This is a genomic window from Streptomyces sp. NPDC059788, assembly GCF_042732265.1.
In the GTDB taxonomy this organism is placed as follows: domain Bacteria; phylum Actinomycetota; class Actinomycetes; order Streptomycetales; family Streptomycetaceae; genus Streptomyces.
The window spans coordinates 147,150-165,324 of sequence record NZ_JBHWHY010000019.1 but is presented as its reverse complement, the minus strand read 5'-3'; the positions used below and the strand labels follow the sequence as shown (position 1 = coordinate 165,324).

Annotated in this window: 19 protein-coding genes; 5 read left to right on the top strand and 14 right to left on the bottom strand. The window is 72.4% G+C overall.

The window, feature by feature from the left end:
- Window positions 1–26: 26 nt before the first annotated feature.
- Window positions 27–1,043, top strand: coding sequence for a helix-turn-helix transcriptional regulator (locus ACFV57_RS18780; protein WP_385232955.1), 1,017 nt, complete (start codon window positions 27–29; stop codon window positions 1,041–1,043).
- Here the strand turns inward: ACFV57_RS18780 and ctaD are convergent.
- The 11 genes from ctaD to ACFV57_RS18725 form a co-directional block, all read right to left on the bottom strand.
- A complete protein-coding gene (ctaD, locus tag ACFV57_RS18775; RefSeq protein WP_385232952.1) occupies window positions 955–2,682 on the bottom strand; it encodes a cytochrome c oxidase subunit I in 1,728 nt (575 codons plus the stop codon). The two genes, ACFV57_RS18780 and ctaD, sit on opposite strands and share 89 nt — an antisense overlap.
- 201 nt (window positions 2,683–2,883) lie before the next feature.
- Window positions 2,884–3,159 carry a gas vesicle protein K gene (locus ACFV57_RS18770; RefSeq protein ID WP_385232949.1) on the bottom strand — a complete coding sequence of 92 codons (276 nt, stop codon included), beginning with the start codon at window positions 3,157–3,159 and terminating at the stop codon, window positions 2,884–2,886.
- Window positions 3,160–3,217: 58 nt separating this feature from the next.
- Window positions 3,218–3,439, bottom strand: coding sequence for a gas vesicle protein (locus tag ACFV57_RS18765; RefSeq protein ID WP_385232946.1), 222 nt, complete (start codon window positions 3,437–3,439; stop codon window positions 3,218–3,220).
- A complete protein-coding gene (locus tag ACFV57_RS18760; RefSeq protein WP_385232943.1) occupies window positions 3,436–4,266 on the bottom strand; it encodes a GvpL/GvpF family gas vesicle protein in 831 nt (276 codons plus the stop codon). The genes ACFV57_RS18765 and ACFV57_RS18760 overlap by 4 nt, the downstream gene beginning before the upstream one ends.
- Window positions 4,263–4,586, bottom strand: a complete 324-nt coding sequence (locus ACFV57_RS18755; protein ID WP_385232940.1) for a gas vesicle protein — start codon at window positions 4,584–4,586, stop codon at window positions 4,263–4,265. Before ACFV57_RS18755 ends, ACFV57_RS18760 begins: the two co-directional genes overlap by 4 nt.
- Complete coding sequence (locus ACFV57_RS18750; RefSeq protein ID WP_385232937.1) at window positions 4,583–5,758, bottom strand: SRPBCC family protein; 1,176 nt, start codon at window positions 5,756–5,758, stop codon at window positions 4,583–4,585. Before ACFV57_RS18750 ends, ACFV57_RS18755 begins: the two co-directional genes overlap by 4 nt.
- Window positions 5,751–6,395 carry a DNA primase gene (locus ACFV57_RS18745; protein ID WP_385232934.1) on the bottom strand — a complete coding sequence of 215 codons (645 nt, stop codon included), beginning with the start codon at window positions 6,393–6,395 and terminating at the stop codon, window positions 5,751–5,753. The genes ACFV57_RS18750 and ACFV57_RS18745 overlap by 8 nt, the downstream gene beginning before the upstream one ends.
- A 206-nt stretch (window positions 6,396–6,601) precedes the next feature.
- On the bottom strand, window positions 6,602–6,847 hold the full coding sequence (locus tag ACFV57_RS18740; RefSeq protein ID WP_385232931.1) for a gas vesicle protein GvpG: 246 nt from the start codon (window positions 6,845–6,847) through the stop codon (window positions 6,602–6,604).
- A gap of 4 nt (window positions 6,848–6,851) precedes the next feature.
- Entirely contained in the window at window positions 6,852–7,592 is a 741-nt protein-coding gene (locus ACFV57_RS18735; RefSeq protein ID WP_385232928.1) for a GvpL/GvpF family gas vesicle protein, read from the bottom strand.
- Window positions 7,589–8,020, bottom strand: coding sequence for a gas vesicle structural protein GvpA (locus tag ACFV57_RS18730; RefSeq protein ID WP_385232925.1), 432 nt, complete (start codon window positions 8,018–8,020; stop codon window positions 7,589–7,591). Before ACFV57_RS18730 ends, ACFV57_RS18735 begins: the two co-directional genes overlap by 4 nt.
- On the bottom strand, window positions 8,017–8,337 hold the full coding sequence (locus tag ACFV57_RS18725; RefSeq protein WP_385232922.1) for a gas vesicle protein: 321 nt from the start codon (window positions 8,335–8,337) through the stop codon (window positions 8,017–8,019). Before ACFV57_RS18725 ends, ACFV57_RS18730 begins: the two co-directional genes overlap by 4 nt.
- A 400-nt stretch (window positions 8,338–8,737) precedes the next feature.
- Here ACFV57_RS18725 and ACFV57_RS18720 point away from each other — a divergent pair, with 400 nt between their 5' ends.
- Complete coding sequence (locus ACFV57_RS18720; RefSeq protein ID WP_385232919.1) at window positions 8,738–8,953, top strand: I78 family peptidase inhibitor; 216 nt, start codon at window positions 8,738–8,740, stop codon at window positions 8,951–8,953.
- Window positions 8,954–9,103: 150 nt separating this feature from the next.
- On the opposite strand, the gene ACFV57_RS18715 is transcribed toward ACFV57_RS18720, so the two are convergent.
- Together ACFV57_RS18715 and ACFV57_RS18710 are read right to left on the bottom strand one after the other, a co-directional pair.
- Window positions 9,104–10,126, bottom strand: coding sequence for a phosphatase PAP2 family protein (locus ACFV57_RS18715; RefSeq protein WP_385232916.1), 1,023 nt, complete (start codon window positions 10,124–10,126; stop codon window positions 9,104–9,106).
- Between the two features lie 265 nt (window positions 10,127–10,391).
- On the bottom strand, window positions 10,392–11,570 hold the full coding sequence (locus tag ACFV57_RS18710; RefSeq protein ID WP_385232914.1) for a hypothetical protein: 1,179 nt from the start codon (window positions 11,568–11,570) through the stop codon (window positions 10,392–10,394).
- Window positions 11,571–11,782: 212 nt separating this feature from the next.
- On the opposite strand from ACFV57_RS18710, the gene ACFV57_RS18705 reads away from it, so the two are divergent.
- Window positions 11,783–13,402, top strand: coding sequence for an MFS transporter (locus tag ACFV57_RS18705; protein WP_385232911.1), 1,620 nt, complete (start codon window positions 11,783–11,785; stop codon window positions 13,400–13,402).
- Between the two features lie 195 nt (window positions 13,403–13,597).
- Window positions 13,598–14,794, top strand: coding sequence for an acyl-CoA dehydrogenase family protein (locus ACFV57_RS18700; RefSeq protein ID WP_385232908.1), 1,197 nt, complete (start codon window positions 13,598–13,600; stop codon window positions 14,792–14,794).
- Between the two features lie 69 nt (window positions 14,795–14,863).
- On the opposite strand, the gene ACFV57_RS18695 is transcribed toward ACFV57_RS18700, so the two are convergent.
- Window positions 14,864–15,316 (bottom strand): cell division protein SepF, encoded by a 453-nt coding sequence (locus tag ACFV57_RS18695; protein WP_385232905.1) that lies wholly within the window; start codon window positions 15,314–15,316, stop codon window positions 14,864–14,866.
- A gap of 876 nt (window positions 15,317–16,192) precedes the next feature.
- Here ACFV57_RS18695 and ACFV57_RS18690 point away from each other — a divergent pair.
- Complete coding sequence (locus tag ACFV57_RS18690) at window positions 16,193–18,106, top strand: FAD/NAD(P)-binding protein (protein ID WP_385232902.1); 1,914 nt, start codon at window positions 16,193–16,195, stop codon at window positions 18,104–18,106.
- Window positions 18,107–18,175: the final 69 nt, after the last annotated feature.

The window sequence follows — 18,175 nt, the reverse complement described above, 5'->3', positions numbered from 1 at the left end:
CCGCATGTGCTGCCACAATTCCCGGCATGTTGGAGACCTCGGCACGACTGCTCCGCCTGCTCTCTCTGCTGCAGGCACACCGCGAGTGGACGGGCGCGGATCTCGCCGACCGGCTCGGCGTGACCGCGCGCACCGTCCGCCGCGACATCGACCGCCTGCGCGAACTGGGCTACCCCGTCCACTCGGCCCCCGGCACCGCCGGGGGCTATCAACTGGGCGCGGGCGCCGAACTGCCACCGCTGCTCCTCGACGACGAGGAGGCGGTGGCAGTCGCCGTGGGACTGCGCACCGCGGCGGCCGGCGGCGTCGAGGGCATCGAGGAGACCTCCGTACGGGCCCTGGCCAAGCTGGAACAGGTCCTGCCCGACCGGCTGCGCCGCCGTGTCGGCGCCCTCAACACCTTCACCGTCCCCATGCTCGGCCACCCGGGCGGACCGCGCGTCGACGCCGCCACCCTCACCGAACTGGCCAACGCCTGCCGGGACAGCGAACGGCTGCGCTTCAGCTACGCGGCCCACGACGGTACGGCCAGCCGCCGCACTGTCGAACCGCACCGCCTGGTGTCCGCGCAACGCCGCTGGTACCTAGTCGCCTGGGACGTGGACCGCGCGGACTGGCGGACGTTCCGCGCCGACCGCATCACCCCCACCCCGCCGCACGGCCCGCGCTTCACCCCGCGCCCGGCCCCGGCCGACGACCTCGCCGCCTACGTCTCGCGGGGCGTGTCCACCCATGTCTACGCGGAACGGGCCACCATCCTGCTGCACGCCTCGGCCGAGGAGGCGGCCCAGCAGATCACCCCGTCCAGCGGCGTCATCGAACCGCTCGACGAACACCGCTGCCTGCTGCACACCGGCGCGCACAGCCTCGACGTCCTGGTGATCCACGTCGTCCTGATGGGCTTCGACTTCGAGGTGCGCGAGCCGCCGGAGCTGGCCGGCCGGATACGGGAGGTCAGGGACCGGCTGACCCGGGCGCTGGACCCGGCCGCTCCGGCTCCGTCGTCGCCGGACGCGCCGGCTCCGGAGCGGCCGGCGGGGTGAGCCGCACCACCTCCGGGTGGTGCAGGTCGAAGGCGGGCGACTCCGAGCGGATGCGCGGAATGGTCAGGAAGTTGTGGCGCGGCGGGGGACAGGAGGTCGCCCACTCCAGGGAACGGCCGTAGCCCCACGGGTCGTCCGCCGCGACCTTCGTCCCGTACTTCGTCGTCCGCCAGACGTTGTAGAGGAACGGCAGCGTGGACAGGCCGAGCAGGAAGGCGCCGATGGTCGACAGGGTGTTCAGCACGGTGAAGCCGTCGGCCGCCAGGTAGTCCGCGATCCGGCGCGGCATCCCCTCCACGCCCAGCCAGTGCTGCACGAGGAAGGTGGTGTGGAAGCCGGTGAACAGCGTCCAGAAGTGCACCTTGCCCAGGCGCTCGTCGAGCATCTTCCCGGTGAACTTCGGCCACCAGAAGTAGAAGCCGGCGAACGTCGCGAAGACGACCGTGCCGAAGACGACGTAGTGGAAGTGGGCGACGACGAAGTACGTGTCGGTGACGTGGAAGTCCAGCGGCGGCGACGCCAGGATCACCCCGGTCAGACCACCGAACAGGAAGCTCACCAGGAACCCGACGGCCCACAGCATCGGCGTCTCGAAGGACAGCGAGCCGCGCCACATCGTGCCGATCCAGTTGAAGAACTTCACCCCCGTCGGCACGGCGATCAGGAACGACATGAACGAGAAGAACGGCAGCAGCACCGCCCCGGTCGCGAACATGTGGTGCGCCCACACCACCACCGACAGCCCGGTGATCGCCATCGTGGCGCCGATCAGCATCACGTAACCGAAGATCGGCTTGCGCGAGAAGACCGGGATGATCTCGGTGATGATGCCGAAGAACGGCAGCGCGATGATGTAGACCTCGGGGTGCCCGAAGAACCAGAACAGGTGCTGCCACAGCAGCGAGCCGCCCCACTCGGCGTCGAAGACCACCGAGCCGAAGCGCCGGTCCGCCTCCAGCGCCAGCAGCGAGGCCGCCAGCACCGGGAAGGCGATCAGCACCAGGATCGAGGTGAACAGTACGTTCCACGTGAAGACCGGCATCCGGAACATCGTCATGCCCGGCGCGCGCATCCCGATGATGGTGGTGATGAAGTTGACCGAACCGAGGATGGTGCCGAAGCCGGAGAGCGCCAGCCCCATGATCCACATGTCGGCGCCGATGCCGGGCGAGCGGACCATCCCGTTGAGCGGCGCGTAGGCGGTCCAGCCGAACGCGGCGCCGCCGGTCGGCGTCAGCAGGCTGCCCAGCACGATCAGCCCGCCGAAGAGGAACAGCCAGTACGAGAGCATGTTCAGCCGGGGGAAGGCCACGTCCGGCGAGCCGATCTGCAGCGGCATGATCTCGTTGGCGAAGCCCGCGAAGGCCGGGGTGGCGAACAGCAGCAGCATGATCGTGCCGTGCAGGGTGAACGCCTGGTTGAACTCCTCGTTCGTCATGATCTGCAGCCCAGGACGGGCCAGTTCGGCCCGCATCAGCAGCGCCAGCAGACCGCCGACCAGGAAGAAACCGAACGCGGTGACCAGATAGAGATGGCCGATCTTCTTATGGTCGGTGGTGGTCAGCCAGTCCACCACCACCGCGCCGGGCCGCCGCGCCCGCACCGGTCGCGGGCCGGCCTCCACAGTGTCCGTACCCATCTGCGCCACCTCGTTCGCGAAGGAGCAACCGGCGCGGCCGGAAGCAACCGCAAGGCCGCTGCCGCCGGGGGCCGGTAAGGGACGTGCTCGGGCACAGGCCATGATGGCCGTCCGGGCCCGGTCGCGCGAGGGGGCCCGCACACCCCGGCCGGATCATTGCGGCGTGCCGCGGCGGATCGGCGCGGGGGCGTGGCCCGGCGCTCACTCCCGGGGGAGCAGCGGGCCCAACGGGCCGAGATCCAGGTTCAGTTCGTCCTTGCCGATGCCGTACCGCTCGCACAGCTCGCCCATCCGCCGCTCCAGCAGCATCAGCGTCAGACCGATCCGCTCCTCCTGGTCCTCGGACAGCTCGCCCTGGTCGACACGACGCAGCGCCTGGCGCTCCATGAGCTGGTGCAGCAGTTCCACCACCGTCAGCACGAGCCGCACCAGGTCGCGCTCCACGGTGTCCTCGTCCAGTTCGACGCGCCGGGTCACGGCGCCACCTCCTCCTCGGCTTCCTGGGGTGTCACGGCCCGGGTGCCGGCCCGCGATGTCACGGCCCCGACTCCTCGAACGGCGACGGAACGTCGGCGTTGACCGAGCTGATCAGGGCCCGCAGGTCGATCCGTACGAGATCCACCTCGGCGATGCGCAGTGTGAGGTCGCCCGCGATGACCGCGCCGCCCGCCAGCAGCCGGTCCAGCAGGTCGACCAGGGCGATCTGCCGTTCGGCCAGCGGGTTGTCCGGCTGCGGGCCGGGCAGCGGCGACGTCATACGGCACCCGGCCCGGCGTCCCCGCCGCCCGCTTCCGGGCCCTGCGGCGGCTGCGCGAAGGAGTACGGGGCCCACGGCCCGGTCAGCTCGATCCGCACGCCGGGGCTGCGGTCCGCCAGCTCGCCGACCAGGCTCGCGAACGAGTCCGCCAGCTCACGAGGTATCAGGTAGGCGCCGTTGAGCACGTTGCGTCCGCTGACACCGGAAAGGCGGGCGTCCTGCGGCCGGTGCAGACGGCTGCGCTCGGCGAACTTCTCCAGCGCCTCATGGGCGGCGCGGGCCAGCTCGTCGGCGCGCCGCTGGGTCTGCTCCTGGGCCTGCCGGTGGGCCAGCCGCCGGCGCAGGAAGTCCCGGCCCGAGCCGTCGGCGGGCGCCTGGCGGGCCGAACCGCCCGCGGGCACGGCGGGCTTGTCGCCCCCCGCGTCCTCGACGTACGCCTTGACGCCCCACTCCATCCGGCCGTCCAGGCTCACCAGCGCGCTCAGGAACTCCTCGGCGCGCTGCGCGAGCACCTGCCGGACGCCGCGCTCGTCGCGGTGGACCGTCACCAGGCGCAGCGGCAGCACGCAGAACTCCGCGGCGGCGGTGTCCACCACACTGCGGTGCGCGCGGGCGGTCCGCTCCAGCCACGCCATCTCCTCCAGGTGGGCGCGCAGCGCCTGCTCCTCGAAGTCGGCGGCGGGCACCCGGGAGACCAGGGCGGCCAGCGCGCCCTCGGTGACGGTCTCCACGGGGGCGTCCGCGACGCCGAGCAGCCCGTCCGGCGGTCGGCAGCCGGCCCGTGCGACGGCGTAGGTGTACATCAGCTCGGCGCCGTGCGTACTCAAGTGATCTCCTCTCGCGACTCCTGCTCCTCCAGGGCGGCGATCCGCTCGCGCAGCCGCTCGTTCTCCCGGGCGAGTTCGCGGCGCCGGGCGCCGGAGGACAGCGACGGGTCGTCGCGCCACCAGTCGATGCCCATCTCCTCCGCGCGCTCGACCGAGGCCACGATCAGCCGCAGCTTGATCGTGAGCAGCTCGATGTCGAGCAGGTTGATGCGGATGTCACCGGCGATGACCACGCCCTTGTCCAGGACGCGTTCGAGGATGTCGGCGAGGTTGGCGCCGCCGCCGGAGGCGCCGTAGGGGGAGGGGGTCTGGGAACTCATCGGGCCGGCTCCGGCTCGTACGCGGCGTCCTCCTCGTCCACCGGCTCCTCCTCGTACGCGTCGGCGGCGTCGTCCTCGTCGGCGTCCGCCGCGTCGTCGGCGGAGTCCTCGCCGTCCTCGTCGGCCTGGTCGTCCTCGTCGTCGTAGGCGTCCTCGGGCTCGTCCGGCTCGTCCTCGGCCTCTTCCTCGTCGTACGCGTCCTCGGCGCCGTCCGCGTCCTCGTCGTCCGCCTCGGTCTCCTCGTCCTCGTACGCGGCGTCCTCGGCGTCCGTCTCCTCGTCGCCGGGCTCCTCCTCGGACGCGTCCCCGGACGGCCGGTCCGTGCCCTCGGAGTCCCGCTCCTCGCGGTCCTGCTCCTCGCGTTCGAGGGCCTCGTCGTGGCCGACGACCACCTCGCCGTCGCGGATCTCGCCGCGCCACTCGCCGGTCGCCTCGCCCCGCATCATCACGAAGCGGCGGAAGTGCTTGAGGTCGAGCCGCGCGCGGCGGCCCTGCGCACGCCAGATGTTGCCGGTCTTCTCGAACAGGCCCTTCGGGTAGTACTCGATGACCAGCAGCACCCGGGTGAGGGTGGGGGCCAGCTCGTGGAAGGTGACGACGCCCTTGAGCGTGCCCTTGGCGCCCTCCGAGGTCCAGGTGATGCGCTCGTCGGGGAGCTGTTCGGTGGTGTGCGCCTTCCAGCTGCGGGTGGACCAGAAGATCTTGGCGCGCCAGTTGGAGTCGGTGTCGTCCGCGGACTCCACCCCCTGCACCCCCTTGGCGAAGGTGCTGAACTCCTGGAACTGCGTCCATTGGTTGTACGCCTCGCGGACGGGCACGCCGACGTCGACGTCCTCGCTGATCGTCACGAACTTGCCCTTGCCGCCGCCGCCCTTGCGCCCGCCGGTGAGCTTCTTGAAGGCGCCCTTGACGGAGTTCTTGGCGGTGTCCTTGACCGCGCCCTTGAGTGTGTCCTTGATCACCGGGCCGACCAGGCCGTTGCCGCGGCCCTCGGCCACGTCGGTGAGCCGGGTGGTGGCCTCGCCGAGCCGCTTGCCGGTGGCCACCAGCAGGCGCTGCGCCTGCGCGGCGGCGAACGAGGCGGCCTCCTCCTTGAGGCGGTCGACGGCCGGGTTGCCGGCCACGGTGTCCTTGACGGCGGCCATGGGCCCGCCGGTCTTCGCGTCAGCCACGGCCCTCACCTCCGCTCCGACGGGTGGTGGCGCGGGTCGTCTTCCGCGCGGCCGAGGCGGTCTTCTTCGGTGCGGCGGCGGCCTGCTTCGCGGGCCGCTTGCGCTTGTCCGGCGCGGCCTTGGCGCCGGTCTCGGCGGCGGCCTTCGCGGTGCGGGCGCCCTGCTTCTTGGCGCCGCCTCCCGTGCCCCCGGTCTTGCGCGGGGCGCCGCCGCGGCCTCTGGCGGTCTCCTTCTCGCCGTCGTCGGAGGCTTCCTCGTCGTTTTGTCCGCCGCCGGCCACGCCGCGTACGGTGTCCGCGGCCTTGCCGCCGACCTCGCCCGCGTCCAGCTGGTCGCGCACGTTCAGGGTCCGTTCGTGCAGGCTGTCCGCCAGGGAGTCGAGGCGCTTGGTGACCAGCGCGCCGGTCGCCGCCTTGCCCACTCCCTTGAGGTCGCCGCGCAGCTGCTCGCGCAACTCCTTGAGCTGCGGGTTGGCGGCTATCTGGTCGTTGACCAGAGAGACCAGTTGCTGCGGGCCGAGATTCAGGCGCTTGCCCAGGACCATGCTGCCGATACCGATGGCGAGCTTGGCCTTCTTGGTGCGGCCGAGCAGATAGCCTCCGGCGACGGCCAGCACCAGTGCCGGCCGGTTCTTCATGTCGGTGATCTCCTCCATGTAGGTCGCGCTCGTCCGCCGTCCCGTTGACGGCCGGACGTGCCGCGCGATGCTTCTTGGGGATCTCGTACTGTCGGGTTCGGTGGTTTTCCTTATGGATCGGGGCTTTTGCCCCGTACGGTGGGGCTCTTGGCTTGTGCGGTGGGGTGCGGGGCCGGAGCGGCCACGCCCCTTCGGGGCCGGGGCGGCTACGCCCCGGACTGCCGTCGCCGCAGTTCCTCCAGCCGGTCCAGCAGCGCGTCCTCGCGCCGGTCGAACTCGGCCTCGTCGATCTGTCCGCTGTCCAGCTGCTCCGCCAGTTCGCGCAGTTCGCGCTGGACCACGGCCGGGTCGTAGTACTGCCGCTCGGCCTCGGTGAGGACCTGCCGCAGCACCCAGCCGGTCCCGCGCACGGGCGCGGCCGGGAGCAGCAGCAGCTCCTTGATCAGGCCCACCGGTTCACTCCGCGGCGGCGGGCTCTAGGGGCCGTACGAAGCTGTACGGCGGCAGCGGCCCGTTGACCAGCAGCTCCAGCTGCGGGTGGTCGGCGCCGAGCCGGTCGGCGGCGTCCAGGAAGGCGGCCGCGTCCTCGCGCCGCATCAGGAACGACAGGTTGACCAGCCAGCCGGAGCCCTCGGGCCCCGGGCAGGACTGCTCCGCCTTCGGGGTGAGCGCCGCCTCCACGGTGTGCGCGTCGGCGACCTCGCGGGCCCGTACGGCGTTGGCGACCAGCTCGCCCAGGCGCAGCTTCTCCTGGTACGCGCCGCCGCCGGAGGCCTGGTTGGCCTCGTTGAGGGTCCGGATCTCCGGCTCCTCCGTCAGCACCCGGCGCAGTACGGCCTCTTCGCGGTGGGCGGCCTTGACGTTGTACTCGATGCGTCCGTTGAGGTCGTTCAGCTGTGCCTTGTAGTGCTCGGCATGTTCGGCCAGGACTTCCTGGACCGCCTCGTCGCTGTCGGAGAGCGAGCCGAAGCGCAGCGGCAGCACCGCTCCGTCCGCCCCGGTCTCGGTCAGCACGTGCTGATGGGCGAGGAGGTCGCGGCGCTTGGGCCGCAGCTTGTCGGGGCAGTCGCTGACGATCGCCGCCAGGTCGCCCCGGCGCACGACGCGGACGGGCCGCGGCGGGTCGCCGATGCCCAGGATCTCCTGCCCGGGGTCGGGATGGCCGGCGCGGGCGATGCCGTAGACGTACGTGCTCACTCGCTCTCCTCCTTCTTACGGGAGGTGGTGCGCCGCGTCCTGCGCTGCGGTTCGCCCTCGCTCTCGCCCTTGTCGCGCCCCTGCCCGATCGCCTCGGCGAACGTCTCGGCCGCGCCCGAGAGCGCGCCCTTGGACTTGCCCTTGGCGCCGGACTCGGTGACCTGGCCGACCACGTCGGGCAGGCCGGGGCTCTTGTTGGCGCCGGTCTCCAGGTCGAGCCGGTTGCAGGCCTCGGCGAAACGCAGGTAGGTGTCGACGCTGGCCACCACCACACGGACATCGATCTTGAGAATCTCGATGCCGACCAGTGAGACGCGGACGAACGCGTCGATCACCAGGCCGCGGTCGAGGATCAGCTCCAGTACGTCGTAGAGGCCACTGGTGCCACCCCCGCCCCCGGACTGCTGTTGTGCCGGGACAACGGTCATGTCTGAGGTCTTCCTCTCGCACGCTCGTAGCGGCTGACGCGCCGGTAGCCCGTGAGCATCCCGTCGGGGTCGAGACTGACCTCGTACAGCGCCATGAGGCTCATCGTCTCGGGTACCCGGGCGAGCTCCAGTACCTCGGTCTCCAGGACCCAGCCGTCGTCGGTCCTCTCGAACCGGGACACGGTCTCGGGGGTCAGGCCGGTCAGCTCGGCGAGCTGTTCCCGGGCCGAACGCAGGAGTTCCGGTGCGCTGGGGCGGGCGGACGCCGCTCGGTGGTTGTTGCTCTTGTCCGGTGTGTTCGCTGTGTTGTCTCCCATGGGCTCCTCGGCAACAGCGAGTACCGCGCGGCGGTGGACCCAAACCCGCCGACCGGCGCCGATGCGCGCGAAATATGCGCCGGCGGCGTGCCGTCGGCCCATTACCGGGATGTCGGACGAAGCGAAAAGGAAGGAATAACCGGCTGCTGACGGGGAATTAATTCCGGCCGGTCCAGGGGGGTCTTGTGACGGCCGCCGGACAGCGATCAAGGCCGAAATCCGGCCGACCTCGATTCCCACCCGGTTGGTGCAGTGCCCGGCTCGTACGGGTGACAAAAACGGTGGCAAACACGCGCCGTCATGCTGTGACAGAAGTGTGACCAAGGGGGGACGAGGCGGGTACCCGGGTGTGGCACCCGGGCCCTTCCACCTGCCAACTCGGGCGCCTACGGTGGCTGTCATGGCACCTGTACCGAAGTCCCCTTACGAGCCCGACGACGACCCCGAGAGCTACGTCGGACTGGCGCGGGAAGCCGCCGAGGAACGCGCCCGCGAGCGCGGCTGGACCACGGTCCGTTCCCTGGCGCCGGGCACGATCATCACCATGGAGTACCTGGGGGGCCGCCTGAACTTCGAGGTCGAGGACGGCGCCGTGACCCGCAGCTGGAAGGGCTGAGCCGCCTGCCGCGCCCCCCGGACACGACGAGGGCCCGGAACGGTTCTCGGATACGACGACGGCCCCGGCAAGCTCCCTGAGGAGCGGCCGGGGCCGTCGGCTGCGCGGGGGAGAGGCTGTGCGTACCGTCCCCGCGGGTCCTGTAGCGGGTCAGCTGCCGCCGGTGCGGCCGCGGGCCGGTGCCGGGGCGAGCGGCGCGGTGCGCGGCGCCCGGTCGGCGTGCGGCGGGCGGCGGCTGCCGGTCGGTGTGACCGGGGTGCGCTCCGAGCGGACCGTGTGCGGCCGCGGCGGGTGGTGCGGCCGGGGATCCGCGGCGCGGGCGGCGGTGCCGGTGCGGGAGGTGCCCGTCGTGTCCCGTACCAGCACCTCCTCCTCGGGGGCCGGGCGCGGCGCGGACAGTCCGGAGCGGGCCGGTGCCGGGGCGAGCGGGGCGGGCACGGGCAGGCGGCCGGCGCGCACCCGCAGCCACAGGGCCCACAGCCGGGCCTCGGCCCACTCCACCGCGGGCTCGAACCAGGGCAGCGCGAGCAGGACCAGGAGTCCGGCGGCCCAGCCCAGCAGCACATCGCTGACCCAGTGGGTACCGAGGTAGACGGTGGTCATGCCCACGCCCAGCGCACCCAGCGCGGCGATCACCGACAGTGCACGGCGGCGCAGCGGAGTGGTCGCCAGATAGGCCAGGACGCCCCAGGTGACGACGGCGTTCGCGGTGTGGCCCGAAGGGAATATATCGCCGCCGAGCCACATCTCGTTGGCGCCGATGGTGGTCGCGTAGTGCGGGCCGAGCCGGCCCATGCCCAGCTTGGCGGCGCCCGCGGTGATGTTCAGCAGCAGCAGCGAGGTGCCCAGCACCAGCAGCGGGTGGAGGTTCTTGGTCCGCCAGCAGCGCCAGCCCAGCCAGGCCGCCACGGCGACCGCGGTGGGGCCCCGCTGGCCCAGGACCACGAAGTAGTCGAGGAAGGCGTGGATCTCCGGCCACTGCTTGTACGGCCGGAAGAGCATGGCCTGCCAGTCGAAGGTGACCAGCCATGAGGTGGCGAGCACACCGGCCACGATCGCCACGTACACCGCCAGCGTGCCCCCGAACAGCCACCAGCGGGTCCGGGTCATACGTGGCGGCGGGCGGTCGGCCGGGTGCTCCTCCATCTGGTCGAGCTTGTCATCGGTACGCACTCAATCGACGTTACCGCGTGTGATGTCGATGCTTGGTCAAACTGTGAGCTTTGTAATGACGATGTGATGTGCAATCTGTCTCAAAGGCGACTTTGGCCAGGGGTTTTCGGAAGGAATTCAACGGCCGTCGGATTGTGTCCGCCAGGACCTCCGGAAGCCGTCCCGGGAGCGCCCTTTCCAATTCGCCGGAGAAGTTTATCGCCGATTCGCACGGGTGTCGCGGTCCGTTTCCCCGGGAAGGCCTTCGCGGAAGGGGATGTTCCGTTCACGGCGGGCCCGAACCGTTCAGCCAGAACGCCCCGTAGACCGCCGACCCCGCGCTGACCAGGGCCGTCACCGCCCAGGCCGCCGCCGGACGCCACCGCGCCAGCCCGGCGGCGAGCGGCAGCAGCAGCGGGTAGGCCGGCATCATCAGCCGCGGCTTCGACCCGAAGTACCCCTTGGCCGTCAGCGCCAGCAGCAGGACCACACCGCCGTAGACGAGCAGCGGCAGCGGCTGCCCGCGGCGCGCGCCCACCACGTACAGCCAGACCACCAGCGCGACCCCGGCCAGCAGCCCGAGGCCCGCGGGGAAACCGAGGTCCCACAGGAACGCGGCGAAAGCCGCGCCGCCGTCGAAGCCGTTGCCCCAGCCGCCCTGCACGTCCAGATACGCGGTGAGGCTGCCCTGCTCGGCGGCCACCCACAGGAAATAGGCGCACCAGCCCAGCGGCGCCAGCAGCACGCCGACGAGCAGCCGCCGGTGCCGGCCCCACCGCGGGGCGCCGCCGGCCGGCCGGTCCCGCCACAGCGTCACCGCCGCGGTGATCCACACCGCCGCGACCACCGCGGCCCCCACCGGCCGGGTCAGCCCCGCCAGCGAGGCGAGGGCCCCCGCGGTCACCCACCGCCCGGTCAGCACGCAGTACACGCCCCACGCCGCGAGCGCGGTGAACAGCGACTCCGAGTACGCCATCGACTGCACGATCCCCACCGGCAGCGCCGCCCACAGCACGGCCAGCGCGACCCCGGCCCGCGGCCCGTGCAGCCGCTCGCCGGTCAGGTACAGCGCCCAGGCGGCGGCGAGCGACGCGAGCCAGGACACCGCCAGCCCCGCGTCGGCGGCGGACAGCGGCGTCACGGCGGACAGCCCCCGCTCCAGCCACGGCAGCAGCGGGAAGAACGCCAGGTTCGAATGCACGTCCCCGTTGGCCAGCTGGACGCTGTAGCCGTAGCCCTGCTCCGCGACGCGGGTGTACCAGAGCGAGTCCCAGCGCGCGGTCAGCAGGGTGTGCCAGCTCTTGCCGTGCGCGGCGGACCAGGCGGCCAGGACGACGACCCCGAGCGCCCGGATCGCGGCGTACGCCAGCAGTGCGGGGGCGGCCCGGCGCAGCGCGGAGCGCACCGGGCGCGCGCCGCCGGGACCGGTAGGCTCCGGGGCGCGGAAGGGGGCAAGATCGTTCATCCGGCCGATTATCCCGTGGCCGGAGTCCGCCGCCCGTCAGCGGGTAAGGGAACCGCGGAGCCCTGCGACGAGCGTCTCATCGTGGGGTGAGCCACGCGTCACGTCACGCGACTCGCGTAGTCTGACGTCTCAACTCGCCCGTGCCGCCGGTTTCGCCGGAGCGTTCCCACGCCACGGCCCGCGGCCGCGAGAGCATGACAGGAGGTACGCGAATGTCCGGGACGACCACGTCCGGCAGTGAGCGGACGGCGGGTGTTCCCCGGCATGGAGGCGGCAGCGCCGGTCGCTGGACCGTACTGGTCGTGCTCTGCGTCAGCCTGCTGTTCGTCGCGCTGGACACCACGATCCTGTACGTGGCGGTGCCCTCGGTCACCGAGGACCTGCGCCCCGGGCCGGTGGAACTGCTGTGGATCGTGGACATCTATCCGCTGATCGCGGCCTCCCTGCTCATCCTCTTCGGCACACTCGGCGACCGGGTGGGCCGCCGCCGCATCCTGCTCCTGGGGTACGGCCTGTTCGGCGCGGCCTCGGCCGCCGCCGCGCTGGCCCCCAATCCGCAGACCCTGATGATCGCGCGCGCCCTGCTCGGCATCGGCGGCGCGATGATCATGCCCGCGACGCTGTCCATCCTGCGCCAGGTCTTCCCGGACCGGCGCGAGCGGGCGGTCGCGATCGGGGTGTGGAGCGCGGTGGCCGCCGTCGGCGCCGCCGTCGGCCCGGTCCTCGGCGGCTTCCTCGTCGAGAACTTCTGGTGGGGCTCGGTCTTCCTGATCAACATCCCGATGATGGCGGTCATGGCCCTGATCGGCCGCTGGCTGCTGCCGGAGTCCCGGGGCGAGCGGAACGGGCCCTGGGACACCCTCGGCGCCGTCGTCGCGGCGCTCGGCGTGCTCGGCGTCGTCCTCGGCGTCAAGCGCATCGGCAGCGGCGAGGCGCTGATCGGCCCGACCACGCTGGGCTCCATCCTCGTCGGCACCCTGCTGCTCATCGTCTTCGTACGGCGCCAGCGCAAGCGCGAGCACCCGCTCATCGACATGCGGCTGTTCGCCCGCCCGGCCTTCGGCACCTCGGTGGGCTGCATCGTGCTGGCGATGCTCGCCCTCGTCGGGCTCCAGCTCATAGCGGTGCAGTACCTCCAGCTCGTCCTGGGCCTGAGCCCCCTGGAGACCGGGCTGCGGATGCTGCCGCTGGTCTTCGCCGCGATGGCCGCCGGGCTGACCGGCTCGAAGGTCCTGCAGGCCGTCGGCCCGCGGGTGATGGTCTCGCTGGGCTTCGTGCTCACCGCGGCCGCCGTGCTGTGCCTGACCGCGATGGACGAGACGGACCGCCCCTGGCTGCTCGTCCTGGGCTTCGTGCTGCTGGGCTTCGGCTTCCAGAGCACGCTCTTCGGCGCCTACGAGTCGATGCTCAGCGAGGCCCCCGCCGACCAGGCGGGCGGCGCGGCGGCCATCGGCGAGACCTCCTACCAGCTCGGCGCCGGTATCGGCGTGGCCCTGCTCGGCAGCGTCATGAACGCCGCCTACGCGCCGGGACTGTCCCATGTGAGCGGCGTTCCGGAGAAGGCGTCCACGTCGGCCGCGCACTCGCTGGGCGAGGCGTACAAGGTCGCCTCCTCGCTGGGCGACCAGGCCAAGGCGGTGCTGCGCGACGCCGCGCAGGGCGCCTTCGTCCACGGGCTGCACATCACGCTCGTCACCAGCGCCGTGCTGCTGCTGGTGGGCGCGGGGATCGCCCTGCGGCTGCCGCGGCGGGCCGCGGACGCCGGGGACCGCACCGACGGCGACGGCGCGCACTGCGGCTCCGAGCCGGCGCCCGCGAACTCCGGCCGGTAGCGAAGCGGGGGAGTGAGCAGCGGCCGGGCGGGGGTTTCGCTCACGGCGGGGGTCCTTGCCGCCGCGCCACGGGCCGTCGGCAGGCTCCGCGTACGGCGGTGACTCTTGCCGCCGTAGCAGGGGCCGCCGTAACGTCGGAGCCGGATAACTAACACCGCTAGTTTTTGTGTGCGCGCAGCTACCGGAGGCCCCGCCATGTCCGCACCCCCGTCCCCGCAGCTCCCGCCCTTCGACGCGGCCGACCCGCTGGGCATCGACGACCTGCTCTCCGACGAGGACCGGCAGGTGCGCGCCACCGTCCGCCGGTGGGCGGGCGACCGGGTCCTGCCGCACATCGCCGAGTGGTACGAGAAGGGCGAGCTGCCCGGCATCCGGGAGCTGGCCCGCGAACTGGGCTCGCTCGGCGCCCTGGGCATGGCGCTGACCGGCTACGGCTGCGCGGGCGCCTCGCACGTCCAGTACGGCCTGGCCTGCCTGGAGCTGGAGGCGGCCGACTCCGGCATCCGCTCGCTGGTGTCCGTACAGGGCTCGCTCGCCATGTACGCGATCTGGCGCTTCGGCTCCGAGGAGCAGAAACAGCGCTGGCTGCCGGGCATGGCGTCCGGCGAGACCATCGGCTGCTTCGGCCTGACCGAGCCGGACCACGGCTCCGACCCGGGCAACATGCGCACCCACGCCAAGCGGGACGGCGGCGACTGGGTGCTGACCGGCCGCAAGATGTGGATCACCAACGGGTCGGTGGCCGGTGTCGCCGTGGTCTGGGCGCAGACCGACGACGGTATCCGCGGCTTCCTCGTCCCGGCCGGCACCCCCGGATTCTCCGCGCCGGAGATCCGGCACAAGTGGTCGCTGCGCGCCTCGGTCACCAGCGAACTGGTCCTGGACGAGGTACGGCTGCCCGCCGACGCGGTGCTGCCCGGCGCCAAGGGGCTGGGCGGCCCGCTGCGCTGCCTGGGTCACGCCCGGTACGGCATCGTGTGGGGCGCGATGGGCGCCGCGCGGGCCAGTTTCGACGCGGCGCTGGACTACTCCCGTACCCGCGAGCAGTTCGGCAGGCCCATCGGCGGCTTCCAGCTCACCCAGGCCAAGCTGGCCGACATGGCCGTGGAACTGCACAAGGGCGTGCTGCTCGCCCACCATCTGGGGCGGCGCTTCGACGCGGGCCGGCTGCGGCCGGAACAGATCAGCTTCGGCAAGCTCAACAACGTACGGGAGGCGATCGGGATCTGCCGCACGGCCCGTACGATCCTGGGCGCGAACGGGATCTCGCTGGAGTACCCCGTCATGCGGCACGCGACGAACCTGGAATCGGTGCTCACCTATGAGGGCACCGCCGAGATGCACCAGCTCGTGCTGGGCAAGGCGCTCACCGGCCTGGACGCGTTCCGGTGACCGGGACCGGCCGGGGCCGACGGCCGCCCCGGCCCCCGGGCCGGAACGACGCTCCCGCCCGTTCCTCCGTCAGCTCTGGTTGAAGAAGCCGCCCTCGGGGCGGCGCCGGCCGGGCTCACCGCTCATGATGCGGTAGTCGGCCGGGGTGAGCAGGAAGACCCGGGTGGCCACCCGCTCGATGGAGCCGCGCAGCCCGAAGGTCAGCCCGGCCGCGAAGTCCACCACCCGCTTGGCGTCGGAGGAGTCCATCGAGGTCAGGTTCACGATGACGGGGATGCCGTCACGGAACAGCTCTCCGATGCCGCGGGCGTCCCCGAAGCCCTCCGGCGTGACGGTGGCGATGCGGGTGCCCTGGTCCTGGGCGCTCTCGTCGGCGACCTGGACGCGCGGGTCGGTCACCCACGGGGTGTTCCCGGTGCTGCCGGGCTCGGACCCCTCGGCGTAGTCGTCGTCGTAGTAGCGCTCGTCATCGTTGTCGTCGACGAGGCCCAGCCAGGCGCTTGCCTTGCGTACCGATCCCATTGACGCCTCCTCTCACCCGCGGTCTGTGTGTCCGCACCTCTATCGTCGTCCATGATGCGGATGCTCTGCCAAGTGGATAGCCGCCGCACGGGGGGTTCGTGACACATCTGGTGCAAAGAGGGTGGCATGGCGTCAGAACTGAGGAGAGTCGCGGGAACTGACCGTGTGAAGGCTGTCACATCGAGTGTCGGAACGTCCAGTGGCCGACCGGTACCCGATCGTTCTTGCATCCAAACCGGACGGAATACGAATGGTCCGCGAGCGGACGGCGTCCCGTTCCTGCCCCGTACGGGGGGTCAGGTGAACCCGGCCGGACGCAGGTGAAAGGCGCGGCGTTGACCGGGGCGCACCGGGGCCCGGCGGCGCGGGCGCCGAACTTTGTCGACAATCGCGCTGCCGGGCCAGACCGGACCGGCCGGATCGTGCCGGGGTGCGGGGGCAAGCGGTGCGGGGCAAGCGGTGGTGCGGGAGTGGAGCGGCGGAGCGAGGGGAGGGTGCGCCGACGGGCGCCGGTGTGTGAGGACGCGGCGGAAGGAAAGCGGTGCCGCGGGAAGGCCCGGCCGGAAACGGGGCGGGCGGGGCAGGGAGTCAGCTCAACAGGACGCCGACCACACACGACCGAAGTCGATGTGGTCGCGGGTGACCAGCCGCTGCCGTGAGTCCATGCGGCTAAGTGGAACAGGCATCCGGTTTCCCGTCAACCGTGTACCGCCTCCCTGCTCACAGTACGGACAGCCTTGACAGCAGGGTGTGCCGGACACATAGCCTCAAGGATCGGCCGTGCTGAGGGGCGCGGTCCGGTGCCGGCCTTCGGGCCCCGTGTGTGAAGACGCTCAACTCCCCAGTGGGATCACCGCATCCACGGAGCCTTCACGCATGTCTGCGAACGCCGACGCGACGGCCGCCTCGCCGTCCCCGCCTCCCCTCCACCCCCCGACCCGCCCCTGTGTCGTCCTCGTCGGCGCGGGCCCGCGCGGCACCGGGCTGCTCGAACGCATCGCCGCCAACGCCCCCGAGCTGTACGGCGACGCGCCACTGGACCTGCACCTGGTCGACCCGCACCCGCCGGGCGGCGGCCGCGTCTGGCGCCGTGACCAGTCCCCGCTGCTGTGGATGAACTCGACGGCCGAGGACGTCACCATGTTCACCGACGAGTCCGTCGAACAGGAAGGGCCGGTACGCCCCGGGCCCTCGCTCGCCGAATGGGCCGCCCTGGTGCGCGCGGGGGAGATCCCGGCGCCCGGCGAACTGGCCGGTCCGATACGGGGGTTAGGGCCGCAGGGGTTCGCCGGGCGGCAGGTGCAGAGCGCCTACCTGGAGTGGGTGTACGGGCGAGCGGTGGCCGCGCTGCCGCCGCGCGTCACCGTGCACGAGCACCGCCGCCGCGCGGTACGCGTCGCGGGCCCGCGCGGCGGCCGGCAGCAGGTGTGGCTGGAGGGCCGCCCCGCACCGCTCGTCGCCGACCTCGTCGTCCTCGCCCTCGGCCACCTCGACGCCCAGCCGCCTCCGGAACAGCGGGCCCTGGCCGCCTTCGCCGAACGCCACCGGCTGACCTACGTGCCGTCCGACTTCACGGCGGACGCCGACCTGGACGGCCTGGCCCCCGGCGAGCCGGTGCTCGTGCGCGGCTTCGGGCTGGCCTTCGTCGACCTGATGGTGCTGCTCACCGAGGGGCGCGGCGGCTCGTACGGGACAGGGCCGGACGGCGAGCCGGTCTACCGGCCGTCCGGCAGGGAACCGGTGCTGTACGTCGGTTCGCGGCGCGGCGTCCCGTACCACTCCAAGATCGGCTACACCTGGCGGGGCGAACGGCCGCCGCTGCCCCGCTTCTTCGGGCCCGCGCAGGTCGACGAGCTGCTCGCCCGGCCCGGCGGCCTCGACTTCCGCCGCGACGTCTGGCCGCTCATCGACAAGGAACTGGGCTTCGCCCACTACCACCGCCTGTTCACCGCGCACCCGGAGCGCGTCCGCGCCGACCGGGCCGCCTTCGAGGAGAAGTACGCGGCGGCCGAACCGCTCAGCGACGAACTGCGGGCGCTGGTCGCCGCCGCCGTCCCCGACCCCGCCGACCGCCTCGACCTGGACGCCCTCGACCGGCCTCTCGCGGGCGTCCGCCACGCCGACTCGCAGGCCCTCCAGGACGGCCTGCGCGGCTACATCGAAGCCGACCTCGCCCGTCGGCACGACCCCGCGCACAGCCCCGACCTGGCGGTCTTCCTTGCCCTGCTGTCGGTGTACGGGCAGCTCGTACGGCTCGGGGACCACGGCCCCTGGTGGCACGGCTTCTTCAGCTACCTCGCCTCCGGGCCGCCCGGCCCGCGACTGCGCCAGCTGCTCGCGCTGTCCCGCGCGGGCGTGGTGCGCTTCCTCGGCGCAGGCGTCACCGTCACCGCCGACCAGGAGCGCGGCGTGTTCCGGGCCCGCGGTACCAGCGCGCCGGGCGTCCTCGTCGAGGCCCGCGCGCTGGTGGAGGCACGACTCCCGCAGCCCACCGTGGCGGACACGAAGGACGCACTGCTGCGCGGCCTGTACGACGAGGGCGCCGCCTCCACCGGCACCGGCCTGCTCGCCGTCGACCCGCGCGACGGCCGGGTGCTGGACCGCGCCGGACGGCCGCACCCGCGCCGCTTCGCGCTCGGCCCGCACACCGACGCCCGTGGCTCCGGCGCCTTCTCCCGGCCCCGCACCAACGCGCCCTCCTTCCGGCAGAACGACGCCACCGCGCGCGCCCTGCTCCGGTTCCTGCGCGAGCCCGCCGTACCCGAACCGGTCCGGCACCCGCCCCGCTGACCAGGCCCGCGGCAGTCCGCGAGCAGTTCGCCGGCGGCTCGCCGGCACTCCGTGAGAAGCGACGAAAGG

Coding starts and splice junctions, on each gene's coding strand:
- ACFV57_RS18780 (WP_385232955.1), top strand. CDS start 27: ATGTTGGAGACCTCGGCACGACTGCTCCGCCTGCTCTCTCTGCTGCAG.
- ctaD (WP_385232952.1), bottom strand. CDS start 2,682: ATGGGTACGGACACTGTGGAGGCCGGCCCGCGACCGGTGCGGGCGCGG.
- ACFV57_RS18765 (WP_385232946.1), bottom strand. CDS start 3,439: ATGACGTCGCCGCTGCCCGGCCCGCAGCCGGACAACCCGCTGGCCGAA.
- ACFV57_RS18755 (WP_385232940.1), bottom strand. CDS start 4,586: ATGAGTTCCCAGACCCCCTCCCCCTACGGCGCCTCCGGCGGCGGCGCC.
- ACFV57_RS18745 (WP_385232934.1), bottom strand. CDS start 6,395: ATGAAGAACCGGCCGGCACTGGTGCTGGCCGTCGCCGGAGGCTATCTG.
- ACFV57_RS18730 (WP_385232925.1), bottom strand. CDS start 8,020: ATGACCGTTGTCCCGGCACAACAGCAGTCCGGGGGCGGGGGTGGCACC.
- ACFV57_RS18725 (WP_385232922.1), bottom strand. CDS start 8,337: ATGGGAGACAACACAGCGAACACACCGGACAAGAGCAACAACCACCGA.
- ACFV57_RS18720 (WP_385232919.1), top strand. CDS start 8,738: ATGGCACCTGTACCGAAGTCCCCTTACGAGCCCGACGACGACCCCGAG.
- ACFV57_RS18710 (WP_385232914.1), bottom strand. CDS start 11,570: ATGAACGATCTTGCCCCCTTCCGCGCCCCGGAGCCTACCGGTCCCGGC.
- ACFV57_RS18705 (WP_385232911.1), top strand. CDS start 11,783: ATGTCCGGGACGACCACGTCCGGCAGTGAGCGGACGGCGGGTGTTCCC.
- ACFV57_RS18700 (WP_385232908.1), top strand. CDS start 13,598: ATGTCCGCACCCCCGTCCCCGCAGCTCCCGCCCTTCGACGCGGCCGAC.
- ACFV57_RS18695 (WP_385232905.1), bottom strand. CDS start 15,316: ATGGGATCGGTACGCAAGGCAAGCGCCTGGCTGGGCCTCGTCGACGAC.
- ACFV57_RS18690 (WP_385232902.1), top strand. CDS start 16,193: ATGTCTGCGAACGCCGACGCGACGGCCGCCTCGCCGTCCCCGCCTCCC.